Annotated in this window: 11 protein-coding genes; 6 read left to right on the top strand and 5 right to left on the bottom strand. The window is 56.0% G+C overall.

All coding sequences use genetic code 11. The features are described 5' to 3' along the window. Positions 1-78 precede the first annotated feature (78 nt). The 5 genes from nifD to RlegSU303_RS26790 all read right to left on the bottom strand — a co-directional run bounded on the left by nifD (position 79) and on the right by RlegSU303_RS26790 (position 5,866). A complete protein-coding gene (gene nifD / locus RlegSU303_RS26770) occupies positions 79-1,584 on the bottom strand; it encodes a nitrogenase molybdenum-iron protein alpha chain (RefSeq protein WP_011654204.1) in 1,506 nt (501 codons plus the stop codon). Between the two features lie 102 nt (positions 1,585-1,686). After that, positions 1,687-2,580: a nitrogenase iron protein gene (nifH, locus tag RlegSU303_RS26775; RefSeq protein ID WP_011654205.1), complete on the bottom strand. Its 894-nt coding sequence runs from the start codon at positions 2,578-2,580 to the stop codon at positions 1,687-1,689. 1,379 nt (positions 2,581-3,959) lie between these two features. Beyond that, on the bottom strand, positions 3,960-4,745 hold the full coding sequence (locus tag RlegSU303_RS26780) for a hypothetical protein (protein ID WP_231283900.1): 786 nt from the start codon (positions 4,743-4,745) through the stop codon (positions 3,960-3,962). Positions 4,746-4,833: 88 nt separating this feature from the next. Continuing rightward, positions 4,834-4,992, bottom strand: coding sequence for a hypothetical protein (locus RlegSU303_RS26785; RefSeq protein WP_020048084.1), 159 nt, complete (start codon positions 4,990-4,992; stop codon positions 4,834-4,836). A gap of 322 nt (positions 4,993-5,314) precedes the next feature. Continuing rightward, on the bottom strand, positions 5,315-5,866 hold the full coding sequence (locus RlegSU303_RS26790; protein WP_011654208.1) for an acyl-homoserine-lactone synthase: 552 nt from the start codon (positions 5,864-5,866) through the stop codon (positions 5,315-5,317). A 157-nt stretch (positions 5,867-6,023) separates the two neighbouring features. On the opposite strand from RlegSU303_RS26790, the gene RlegSU303_RS26795 reads away from it, so the two are divergent. From RlegSU303_RS26795 to tnpC, 6 genes are all read left to right on the top strand, one after another. Continuing rightward, positions 6,024-6,784, top strand: a protein-coding gene (locus tag RlegSU303_RS26795; protein ID WP_122330915.1) for an IS5 family transposase whose coding sequence is annotated in 2 segments (ribosomal slippage) — positions 6,024-6,363 and positions 6,363-6,784 — 762 coding nt in all. Because the reading frame shifts where the segments join, the coding sequence is not laid out codon by codon here. Between the two features lie 513 nt (positions 6,785-7,297). Further along, positions 7,298-7,993 (top strand): protein RhiA, encoded by a 696-nt coding sequence (locus tag RlegSU303_RS26800; RefSeq protein ID WP_011654211.1) that lies wholly within the window; start codon positions 7,298-7,300, stop codon positions 7,991-7,993. A 121-nt stretch (positions 7,994-8,114) separates the two neighbouring features. Further along, positions 8,115-8,702, top strand: coding sequence for a tail fiber protein (locus RlegSU303_RS26805; RefSeq protein WP_077978095.1), 588 nt, complete (start codon positions 8,115-8,117; stop codon positions 8,700-8,702). Between the two features lie 376 nt (positions 8,703-9,078). Next, on the top strand, positions 9,079-9,465 hold the full coding sequence (gene tnpA / locus RlegSU303_RS26810; protein ID WP_231283601.1) for an IS66-like element accessory protein TnpA: 387 nt from the start codon (positions 9,079-9,081) through the stop codon (positions 9,463-9,465). Further along, complete coding sequence (gene tnpB / locus RlegSU303_RS26815; protein WP_222356307.1) at positions 9,462-9,815, top strand: IS66 family insertion sequence element accessory protein TnpB; 354 nt, start codon at positions 9,462-9,464, stop codon at positions 9,813-9,815. Before tnpA ends, tnpB begins: the two co-directional genes overlap by 4 nt. A 69-nt stretch (positions 9,816-9,884) precedes the next feature. Next, a complete protein-coding gene (gene tnpC / locus RlegSU303_RS26820; protein WP_231283600.1) occupies positions 9,885-11,441 on the top strand; it encodes an IS66 family transposase in 1,557 nt (518 codons plus the stop codon). The last annotated feature ends 539 nt before the right edge of the window (positions 11,442-11,980 follow it).

The raw sequence follows: 11,980 nt of genomic DNA on the forward strand, positions 1-11,980 counted from the left end.
TTCGGTCTGGCTGCGACGACATGGTGGCGATCAGAGACCTTCGGCGCGTAAGGCCTCCCGCATTTTTCTTCGAGAATATTAGGTCCTCATGCTACTGCCATCCGCCGAGGCGCGGTCATTCTTCCACGGCGCGTCGTAAAGACCCCAAACGGGATTGTTGATGGCCATGTCCATGTCTCGGGCGAAAATCGAAAAGCCGTCATAACCGTGATACGGACCAGAATAGTCCCATGAGTGCATCTGACGGAATGGAATGCCCATTTTCTGCACCGGGTATTTTTCTTTAACGCCGGACCCGACGAGATCGGGCCGAATTCCCTCAATGAATTTCTCAAGTTCATAGCCAGTCACATCGTCGTAGATCAGCGTGCCTTCTTTTACATAATGGCCAGTGCGCTGATAGTCGTCGCCGTGACCGAATTCGTAGCCGGTTCCTACGATTTCCATCCCGAGGTCCTCATAGGCGGTGACGACGTGACGAGGACGCAATCCCCCGACGTAGAGCATCACCCGTTTGCCGGAAAGGCGCTGCCAGTATTTGTCGATTACGGCCCAAACGAGGGGTTGGTATTTGGCTATGACCTTTTCGGCTTTTTCTTGGATCTCCGGCCCGAAGTGCTTGGCTATGTCGCGCAGCGAGGCATCGATTTGGGAGTGTCCAAAGAAATTGTACTCCATCCAAGGGATGCCATATTTTTCCTCCATGTGCCTGGAGATGTAATTCATCGACCGATAGCAGTGAATGAGGTTGAGTGCCGCTCTCGGCGCGCGCTCCACTTCGGCGAGAGTTGCATCTCCGGACCAGTTGCCGACCACGCGCAATCCGATCTCCTCGAGCAGGATGCGCGAGGCCCATGCGTCGCCGCCAATGTTATAGTCGCCTATGACATTTACGTCGTAGGGACCTGGATCGAATTTTATGTCTTTCTTGTCGAAGACCCAATCTCGAATTGCGTCGTTGGCGATGTGGTGGCCAAGCGATTGCGACACGCCACGGAAGCCTTCGCAGCGTACCGGCACGACGGTCGTCGCGTGTTCTTTGGCCTTTTTTCGAGCTACGGCCTCGATATCGTCGCCAATCAGGCCGATCGGACATTCTGATTGCAGGGTGACGCCATTGCTTAGCGGGAAAAGTTCAGCGATCTCATCGATGACATTTTCCAGTTTCTTGTCACCGCCGAAAACGATGTCCTTCTCCTGGAAATCGGAGGTAAATTGCATCGTCACGAAAGTGTCGATGCCTGTCAGACCGACGTAATAGTTGCGACGTTGCGACCAGGAGTATTGACCACAGCCGACCGGCCCGTGTGAAATGTGAACCATATCCTTGATTGGTCCCCAGACGACACCTTTTGAACCGGCGTAAGCGCAGCCGCGGATCGTCATCACGCCTGGAACAGACTTGATATTCGACTTTACCTCGCATTCGCTAATCGCGTTTGGGTCCTCGCCGGCGTCCTTTTCGCTCGTTGCCAGGCTAAGGTGTTTACTTCGGCGCTTCGCTGCTTTGTCCGGATATTGCGACAGCACATCCGCTATAAGCTTCGCATGTAAATCACTGTCATTGGCGTATTTGAAGGTCATTAACCCAACCCCTTGGAAAATCCGGCTGAAGCCACATCGGCGAAACCTCCCTCACGGGATGGCGGGTGCTTTGCGTGTCGCTGCGCGCTCGTGTCAGTGTGATCACTGGGCAGCTTTCAACTTGGCATCCCTGGCTTGAAGTTCGGCAAGCATCTGCTCGTCGGTCTTCATGATCCCGAAATCGAGAAGCATGTCCTCAAGCTCTTCCATGGTGATGGGGGTCGGGATGGTGCCTTTGCCAGAATTGTCATGTATTCTCTGGGCAAGTGTTCGGTACTCGGCCGCTTGCTGAGAGTCCGGCGCATATTGGATCACCGTCATCTTTCTAAGCTCGGCGTGTTGGACAATGTTGTCGCGTGGCACGAAATGGATGAGCTTAGAATTGAGTTTGGCAGCCAGCGCTTCGGCGAGGTCGAGTTCGCGATCGGTTTGACGCTCGTTACAAATGAGGCCGCCCAGGCGTACGCTGCCGCCTGCAGCATATTTCAGGATGCCCCTGGCGATATTGTTGGCGGCATAGAGCGCCATCATCTCGCCGGACATGACGATATAAATTTCCTGAGCTTTGTTTTCACGGATCGGCATCGCGAAGCCGCCGCACACAACGTCACCGAGCACGTCATAAGACACGTAGTCGACATCGTTGTAGGCGCCGTTCTCCTCGAGAAAGTTGATCGACGTGATAACGCCGCGTCCCGCGCAGCCGACGCCTGGCTCCGGGCCGCCAGACTCCACGCATTTGATACCTTTATAGCCTACCTTGAGCACGTCTTCGAGTTCAAGATCTTCAACCGAACCTCTCGTTGCAGCGAGATCAAGAACCGTATCCTGGGCCTTCGAGTTCAAGATCAGGCGCGTAGAATCGGCCTTAGGGTCACAGCCGACGATGAGGATCTTCTGCCCATGGTCCACAAGGGCGGCTAGCGTGTTTTGGGATGTAGTGGACTTGCCAATGCCGCCCTTTCCATAGAATGCGATCTGACGCAGAGCTGCCATGTTTGGCGTTCCTTCATGTGTTCGAGGCAATGCGGTTATCCCGCAACGTGGATGCGGAGGCCGTTCCGCTGCCTCGCTATAGCTCACAAGATTCGTGCCAAGCAGGCCGATAGAGATGACGAACAATAATTTACTGCGATTCCAGTTATGTGGGCGCAAAGATGCGGGATTGAGAACAGGAACGCTTGTCACGTAACCGACAAAGGTGATGACAATGTCGAATATCTGACCAGCCGACAGGATGTCTCATTTATCCATGTGTAGCTTCTAGGACCATTGTTCGAACAGCCTGTATCCCATCACCAGACCAGCAGTAACGAATTCTGATCACTTGCCGCAAAGGGCTGTTTCCGGCGATGATCAAGCGCCATGTCACTCGACTACGCCACGGCTAGCGATCCACTTCACGAGGAAGACGTCATTGACGCGGCGTCTGGGCGCGAGCGATGGCAAATGTTCATATAAGTCTCGCTCCAGAAGCACGACATTTCAAAGTGGCAGCGAACCCATCGGCCTCGTTCCGCGGCGATGCACGGGTTACCAGTTGCAGGCGTGTTGAAGTCCCCGCTGCGATAGCGGGTGATCTCCTTCAAGTTCCGTCAATTCGCCGAAGCATGTGTTCAACGTTAATCGCGTGGAAGATAAAGCCGAGATCGCTAAGCGGAGAATCGTATCGGATGTCGTCTATTGTGGCGATCAGGCGGTCAGCATCGATCAGTCCCCTTCATGCAGCAGGCAACGACGGGATAATTGATTAGTGATCTCGCTAGCACCGATAATCAGCGAGCCGGTCAGATAGTGTTCGAAATTTTCTCTTATAGAAACTCCGAAGAACCGTTTGGGATATCCAAGCCGTTCCAACATCCGGCGATGCAGCGCCTTTTCGTGCCTCCAGGCTAAAGGCAAACTCCGATAAAATCGTACGGCTTCTGGCTGGGCGAATGGGCTAATTGGCCATATGCCATGGCTCGCAAACAAAGGAGCCCGCGCGGCGTGTGCCTCCAGTACCGAGATCGGCAGAATAGGAAAGGGTGCTCGATCGCAGCTTACTGCATAGTCGGGCAATCAGTTTTTGAGTACCAGTGTCATGGCGGAGGGAAGGATCGCAGGAAGGAATGCATCGCTAATATTACGAGCGAATTGCTCGTGATTTTGCTCGAAAGCATGGGCCATTAGCAATTCATCACCGCCTGTACCAGTTGCGACCGCCCGTGGGGCTGAGGCAGTTGCGAGCGACTTCAATAGTTGATGGAGAGGCCGCTGCAGATCGGCATTGTAGGGCGCGGGGACGTAGTCGCTACTCACCTCGAACCCACACGGAACCATTGGTACCGTGTCAACACGCAGCGTTTGGTCGTGGAAGCCAAAGTGCTCGATTGCTATTTCGCGCCGCGAAGTCTGTTGACTTCGAGCTGGCCCCTCGACCTCCAAGGCATAGGTTTGCAGGGCGTCAGGATGCTGCCCCGCCAAATGGCGGCAACGACTGCCGAATCCAATCCTCCGCTGAATTCGCTAGCCGTGAGGGCCGGCGTGAGGGGCCAGCGACGCAGCAGGGTGTCGATCAAACGGCATGCTGCGGCTGCAACATCGGCCTCATCCACAAGCGGAGTCGGGATGAAATACGGTGCCGGAGGGGGATATTTCGTCTCGATGGCTCCCGTCCTGCTGATGCAAAGTGACGCGCGCTCCGTCAGCATGAAAACACAGCGAAACATCGTGGTTGTTGCATAGGGGAGCGTCCCCACAAGACGCAGGCCGGTTCGATCCGTGTCGACGTCGGGGAGAGTCATGCCCGAATAAAAGTCCGCTATCGACCAGGAGAGCTCGATGCGCTCGCCGCTGACCTTCAGATAAAGTGGCGCAACACCTCCATGTCCGGCGCTGAAGGTCACCGTGCCGGAATGGCGATTGATCGAAATTGTCTGATAGTCCAATGGCCATTGCCCAAAAGCACAGAAATCCTGCGCTCGTTCTATCGGCCAATCCCTGAGTGCCACAAGGTGCCCATTCGCTTCGGCAGAACGCTCGCGGCAGATCAGGATGATTTGATCACTGGTGTCCCACCGGAAGCTTTCGAGCAAAGGATGGTCTAGGATCTTGATAGAGATGTTGGGGTAGGGCGGGTACATCGGGGGTTCAGCCACGTACGAGATGACCTCGGTCAATCGTTCCCTTGAACATGGTGATCGCTTAGTTGATGAAAATCTAAAGGGCCAGTGACCGCCGCCTTGGCGACGGTCACACGGATGAAACTTAAACGTCCAGTTTGTCCATGTCGCCTGGCTTGCCCCCCTTGATCATGGCAGCAATTTCTGCGGTCGAAGGGGTCGGTCCGACGCGCGGCGCCTTGGCAAACACGCTCAACTCGCTACCGATGAGATTAACGGGCTTGCGGCTAGTTGTCGTTTCCATGTTATGACTCTCCGTTGGTTGCTCTCCTCGCCGTCCCCCTAAAGGGATGCCAATTACGCGAGTGACTGAGGTACACTGACTGTCCCATGCCGTTCTAGGGTGGCATAGGCTGCGGAATCATTAGGCTGCAATCGATCCGGGCGGCTACGTGACTGGCTCTCTGACCTAAGCATTGATTGCGATGTAGCACCGCTTGTGCAAAAGAATTCCGGGCGGGGACTTGTGCGCTTCTGAGCCGGACTGGCGGCGAACTGGTGACCAAAAATTCCTGAGCCGTAAGGTTCAAACATCGAGCGGAATTTCCTATGCTAGCTAGTTGCCCTCACGTCTGCGGGGCGGACGATGGGATGACTTCGAGTGGCACGACTAATTCGTTTTCGAAAATGCTGGGCTCTGAGAGGATGTGTGTTTGCCACCCGTTGGCGCGCAAGGAGTTTATCAGCTTTGGGTGCGTCTCGCCGATGAGCGAGGTGATGCCGGCAACGCGGCAAAACTCCATCAACCCGATCATCAAAACCCGCGATACTCGAACCCCGTCAATCCTTTCGTCACCGCTTGCAACCGCCCACCGCGTCCATTCGAAAACGTCGTGCGACCTTGGCCACTTTTGGCCCCGCATGATTTGCGGGTAGACGCTTGAAAGAAGATGCGGCTGCACCGTAGGAAGGAGCCGAGAATACCCGATCACCGCATCGTTCTTGAGAACGCTAAAATGAATAGCGCAATCGTGATCAAACTGATCTATTTCCCGTCTGTCACTCTTGCGTAATGCCTGCCATCCACGTCGTTCCACAAATTGCTGGTGTCGAAACCGCCAGATTTTCTCCATGATTACGGCGTTAGCCCGAGAGTCCCCAATGCAAATCTTCATCATCGCTCCCTGACCCCCGGAGATCACTATGCGCGATCTTTCTGTCCTTGAAAATGAGTAGAAATACTCATTTCTGAGCTAGGCCGTAGTGACGATTTAATGTCTTGGGATTCCCAAGGGCAAGCAAATCAGATTCAACGCTGACTTTTGGAGGTCAGTGATGGATTGCGATGCCCTTCGGGATGATCAATGGGAACGGATCAGAGGTTTTGTGCCGGGACGGACCAAGGGCAAACGCGGTCCGCGCACGAACAATCGATTGTTTCTGGACGCGCTTTTGTGGATGGCCCGTTCCGGCAGCCGCTGGCGCGACCTGCCCGAGCGACTGGGCGACTACCGCTCGGTGAAACGGCGTTACTACCGCTGGATCGAAATGGGTGTGCTCGATGAGATGCTGGCGATGCTTGCCCGAGAAGCAGACCTGGAATGGCTGATGATCGACAGCACCATCGTGCGGGCACACCAGCATGCGGCAGGGGCGCGTAAGGTCAAAGGGGGGCGGATGCCCAGGGCCTGGGCCGGTCTCGGGGCGGATTAAGCACCAAAATCCATGCCGCGACGGAGGCGCTCGGGCTTCCGGTTCGTCTGATCGCATCTCCCGGACAGCGTAACGACATCGCCTTTGCTCACGATCTCGTCGATGGCATCCAGGCTGCCGCTACGATTGCCGACAAGGGCTATGATGCCGATCATTTGTGCGACAAGATCACTGAAACCGGTGCTGACGTCGTCATCCCGCCGAAACGCAACCGCAAGCTCCAGCGCCCCTATGACGCCGATCTCTACAAGGAGCGAAACCGTATCGAACGCTTCTTCAACAAGCTCAAACAGTTCAGACGCGTCGCAACCCGATATGACAAGCTGCTCGCAAACTTCATGGGCTTCGTTAAACTCGCCGCTATCGCTATTTGGCTCAAATAGTTAAATCGTCACTACGGCCTAGGTCGCGGATGATTAACGTCGTTCGTCGCGCTACCATGGTTTGAAATCAAACAATCCCCCGCGGCATGGGAAATGGCGGTAACGGAAAGATCGCCAAAACGGGCTTAAGAATGCCATCATCTCGTACCGCTAGAGTAAATTTGCAGAGCATACGGTGTGCGTCAAAGACGCCAGGGGCTCGATCAAGCCGCCTCTCAGGCCGCTTTTCGTTGATGGGATCACGTTAGAAAGCCATCTCGGCCGGTGCTTATCTGCTACCGACCAAATAGACTTCGGCCGCTCTTACCGTCCCGGGTTTCGGGGGCATGCCTATGGGTTAATCGTGGTCTGTCAGGGAGTAAATCTACTCATTTACGTCACCCGGAAATGATTATAGCTGAATTGGTGTCTCCAATAACACTCGCCTCAGTTGGAGCTGGGCCAAGAAGCGGTCCAAGCGATTGGATCAGTCCTGGCGTGAAGACACAAAATCAATGGAAAAGGGAGAGTTAAATGTCCTTGCATGTCAGCTACGTAGACAAGGAAATGACGGATCATGCCCGTGCATCACAGCCGGGAAGCGCAGCGCTTGCCCAAGGAACGCAATATTCGTTATTGCTGAAGAATCAATCGGCGCAACCTTGGACCTTCTATGTCTATCAAAAGATGCCTCAACCTGTTGCCAATGTCTTCTCCTTGGCATGGTTCTGCTCTCCGTATCAAATTCGGGTTGGCAATCAAATCAAGTTCACTTGGGAGCTCGCCTATAATTTCGTCTGGAGCGACACGGGACAACTGATTCCTGGCGTGGACTTTTTTGCCTCCGGGGTGGAGGACTGCAGCCCCAGCGGGAGAAACACCACTACTTTTTCATTAAGCGATGGACCTGGCCTGACCGCGCCGATCAAGGGGGATCCTGCAGGATCACTGGTCATCAACGATGCTGGCAATGTGCCAAACAACCGGTTCTCCGTGGGCATCGGCATGTCCGGAACAGGGACTTATGTTGCACAAGCGGGCACCAATCTGCTCCACACGTTCACGCCAACTCCGAGCTATTGGATTGCGGCGGGAACGAATGTCACTATCGGGTCGGTGCTCAGCATCGACACGATCACCCAGACCAGGGAAGCCAAGTTTCCCTCTGCCGTCTTCAATCTCGTAGGCGTGCTCCAAGAGGACAATACCTGGGATATCAACCCGGCTTGATGGCAGGGTGAATTGGCTTCAGCTCCGCCCGTCAGGGCGGAACTGATGCATGGGAGTGCCTGTTGTTGCTGATAATTGGCACTCCTTTCCTCACACATCAATATTGCCCGAGGAACCAACGATGTTTGCAGGGCCTCCAATCGGTGCGGTGTGTCCCTTTGCGGGGCAAGTTGCCCCTATCTCGAGCTCGGTCAATACAATCTGGAGCAACACGCCCTGCGCAAGCTCTGGCGAGGCTGCGGGTACAAATGCGGAAGCTCCTATCAGCTACGTCGAAGCCCAGGGATGGATGCTTTGCGATGGACGCTATCTCAGGGCAGCCGTCTATCCAGAACTCTACGCCGTTCTCGGCGGACTCTATGGAGAGCGGAATTCTACGGCCGATCTGGAATTTCGGATTCCAGACTACCGTGGGCTGTTCCTGCGCGGTTTCGATGCCGGTGGCGGTATGGACCCTGACGCGAAACGACGGCTAGATCCAACCGGCAATAATGTTGCGAATGTTGTTGGATCACTCCAATGCGATGCTCTGCAAGTTCACGCGCATCCCTATGAGATAACGACGCCGGCGGGAATTTCGCAGCAGGGCAATGCCGCCGGAACTTCCATCTCAAGCAAATCGACAGGTTCACCCGAAAATCCGGCACGCACAGCTCTTGAGACGCGTCCCAAGAACGTGGCCGTGAACTACCTGATCAAGTTTCGGTAACTTGAAAGGGGTGTAGGTCCTTTCATTCGATTTAGAGACATCGGTCCGGAAGCGACATCTTGCCGGCCGGCAAAAGAGGAGAACCTTAATGACTGCTACTTTGAGAGCTTTCGGATGGCTAGCTGCTTTCGCTCTGACCGTCACGTTCGCGCAGGGTGCCGCGGCTGAGGAGCAGCAAAAAGGCAAGGTGGGGGCGAAGCCCGTAGAAACTGGCGTCGTGATCCGCGGCGTCACGCTTGCCGGTCCGGTTGGAAATCCGGGAACGTCAACCGGGAAAACATGCGACTTCAGCGTAACCGGTGTTCTGTCTCCACATTGTCCTTCTCCGCCTGATCTGTGATCGAGGTTTTCATGGATGAAGAACGGGAGTTTCTCCATGGAGACCTCATTGGAGTTTCTCACAACCAGGAAGCCTGGACGTGAGGTTCACCGACATTGGCCTGATGAGATCAAGGCGAAGATTGTTTCGGAAAGTTTGCGGCCTGGTACGACGGTCAATGAAGTTGCGCAACGCTATGGATTGCGAGCCAACAGCCTTTCCACCTGGCGGACGATGGCTCGGCAGGGCAAGCTGATCCTGCCAGCACCGGAGGATGCGGTAGAGTTCGCGGCGGTGATCGTTGATCCGCCAGTTTCCGTGCCTCCGCCGAAAGCGATTGGTCGCCCCGAGATCGTCGTAGGCACTGTTACGATCCGCTTGGAGGAAGGTGCGTCCGCGTCCCGGATCGCTGCCATCGCCCGCGCCCTGGCGGCGACAATATGATCTTTCCATCGAACCGCGTTCGGATCATGGTGGCCACCAAACCCGTGGATTTCCGCAAGGGTCATGACGGATTGGCGGCGCTGGTGAAGAACGAGTTGCACAAGGACCCGTTCACCGGAACGGTCTTTGTGTTCCGGTCACGTAAGACGGACCGGTTGAAGCTGATCTACTGGGATGGCTCTGGGATCGTCATGGCCTACAAAAGGCTGGAAGAGCACACGTTCACCTGGCCCGGCATCAAGGATGGCCTGATGACGCTGACACATGCCCAGTTCGAGGCCCTGTTTGCAGGCCTTGATTGGCGGCGAGTTCATGCCGTCCAAACGAGAACACCGGAGGCCATCGAATAGCTGCGGCACGATGACTCAGCACGGCAAATTCCACAGGCAAGTCGGCTCAGGATTTGATAGTTTTCGCCCATGCTGGATGCCGCCGACCTTCCCGATGATGTTGCCGCCCTGAAGGCGATGCTGATTGCGGCGCGGCTGAGCGAGGCAGGTAAAGACGCCCAGATTGGCCGCAAGGATGAGCGGATCGAACGGCTTGAGAAGCTGGTCGCCGCCTTCAAACAGGCAGCCTTCGGGAGAAAGTCCGAGAAGACTGATCCCGACCAATTCGATCTGGCACTGGAGGACCTGGAAACGGCGATGGCAGCGATCCATGCCGAGGATGAGGCGGACGGTCCTCCTGGAAACAGGATCAGCAAGCCCCGCGCGACAAATCGTGGCTCCCTTCCAAGGCATCTTCCCCGTGTTGAAGAGGTCATCGAACCAGCAAGCCTGATCTGCGCCTGCGGCGGTTGTCTGCATTGCATCGGCGAGGATGTCTCCGAGCGGCTGGACGTGGTCCCGGCGCAGTTCCGCGTCATTGTTACCCGTCGCCCCAAATATGCCTGCCGCGCCTGCACTGACGGTGTCGTTCAGGCTCCAGCTCCAGCGCGGCTGATCCAGGCAGGACTGCCGACGGAAGCGACCGTCGCCCATGTGCTGGTTTCCAAATATGCCGATCACCTTCCGTTGTATCGGCAGGCCCAGATCATGAGCCGCCAAGGCATCGATTTGGATCGCTCAACGCTTGCCGACTGGGTCGGCCGGGCTGCGTTCGAATTGCGTCCCGTCTTCGATGCGCTGGTTGCCGACCTGAAGCGCTCGACCAAGCTGTTCATGGATGAGACCCGTGTACCGGTTCTCGATCCCGGCTCCCGCAAGACCAAGACCGGATACTTCTGGGCGCTGGCACGAGATGATCGTACTTGGGGCGGTGGTGCTCCGCCGGGCGTCGCCTTCACCTACGCTCCCGGTCGAGGAGGCATTCATGCCGAACGGATATTGCAGGGCTTCTCCGGCATCCTGCAGGTCGATGGCTATGCCGGATACAACAGGCTGATCGCGCCAGAGCGTGTTGGGTCCGACATTCGGCTTGCCTATTGCTGGGCGCATGCCCGCCGCAAGCTGGTGGAGATCACCCGCAACGGCTCAGCACCGATTGCCGAGGACGGCGTCAAACAGATCGGTGAACTGTATCGCATCGAGGCCGAACTGCGCGGCCGTGATCCGCAGGCTCGTCTCGCTGGACGGCAGGAGCGGTCAGCGCCGCTGGTCGCCGACATGCAAACCTGGCTTGTCCATCACCGCGCCCATGTCTCAACTAAGTCCCCACTCGGCGAAGCCTTGGCCTACATTGCCAAATACTGGGATGGTCTGAAGCTCTTCCTGACCGACGGCCGCATCGAGATCGACAACAACGCCGTCGAGCGGACCATCCGGCCGATTGCCCTCAATCGCAAGAACGCGCTCTTCGCGGGTCATGATACAGGTGCCGAGAACTGGGCGACAATCGCCTCGCTCATTGAGACTTGCAAGCTCAATGCCGTCGATCCGCAGGCCTACCTGACCGCCACGCTCACCGCCATCGTCAGTGGCCACAAGCAGAGCCGGATCGAGGAACTCTTGCCTTGGAAAGCGCCAAGACGCTGACACACAGAAGAGTCGTCGCGAAAGTCTAAGGGTTCACACCGCTTCGGCCAATGATGTCGACCCTCTGGCAAGTTCCAGTTGCTGGTACAATGTCAAGCTTATCTCCGACTTTAAAACCGTCACGAGGCGTGCCGATCTCAAACTGGTGCCTGCAAGCAATTGCCTCCCCCATGGGCGCAGTCCTTGAGAAAGATAGGTCTGCCATCGTTACGATTGTCGTCCCGCGACGATTCACTTCTTCGTCCCAAACGGCTTCGACCGTTGCGACGGACCGCTCAAAATTCTGGAGCCGCCACAGATAAAAACCAAGGATAGCCACGCAGGCAACTAACCCGATCAATGCAAACACGATCCTCATCACCGCGAGTTCTCGTGTCACCTTCGCATCGTATTTCCTTCTAAGCATCGCTATCCGCCCTCATACGCCTGCAACTATGAAGGGATGGCGCGATCTCTGCAACGGACGAACGGATTCGGTGGTGTGATGGAAACACCGGTTACACTTCAGCGGTGAGCCCGTGGATCCATCGGGGCGTTTG

The sequence above is a fragment of the Rhizobium sp. SU303 genome (genome assembly GCF_021052345.1).
Classification (GTDB): domain Bacteria; phylum Pseudomonadota; class Alphaproteobacteria; order Rhizobiales; family Rhizobiaceae; genus Rhizobium; species Rhizobium laguerreae.

Excerpts from the sequence above, each read along its gene's own strand:
- nifD (WP_011654204.1), bottom strand. The coding sequence starts at position 1,584 with ATGACCTTCAAATACGCCAATGACAGTGATTTACATGCGAAGCTTATA.
- nifH (WP_011654205.1), bottom strand. The coding sequence starts at position 2,580 with ATGGCAGCTCTGCGTCAGATCGCATTCTATGGAAAGGGCGGCATTGGC.
- RlegSU303_RS26785 (WP_020048084.1), bottom strand. The coding sequence starts at position 4,992 with ATGGAAACGACAACTAGCCGCAAGCCCGTTAATCTCATCGGTAGCGAG.
- RlegSU303_RS26790 (WP_011654208.1), bottom strand. The coding sequence starts at position 5,866 with ATGATGAAGATTTGCATTGGGGACTCTCGGGCTAACGCCGTAATCATG.
- RlegSU303_RS26800 (WP_011654211.1), top strand. The coding sequence starts at position 7,298 with ATGTCCTTGCATGTCAGCTACGTAGACAAGGAAATGACGGATCATGCC.
- RlegSU303_RS26805 (WP_077978095.1), top strand. The coding sequence starts at position 8,115 with ATGTTTGCAGGGCCTCCAATCGGTGCGGTGTGTCCCTTTGCGGGGCAA.
- tnpA (WP_231283601.1), top strand. The coding sequence starts at position 9,079 with ATGGAGACCTCATTGGAGTTTCTCACAACCAGGAAGCCTGGACGTGAG.
- tnpB (WP_222356307.1), top strand. The coding sequence starts at position 9,462 with ATGATCTTTCCATCGAACCGCGTTCGGATCATGGTGGCCACCAAACCC.
- tnpC (WP_231283600.1), top strand. The coding sequence starts at position 9,885 with ATGCTGGATGCCGCCGACCTTCCCGATGATGTTGCCGCCCTGAAGGCG.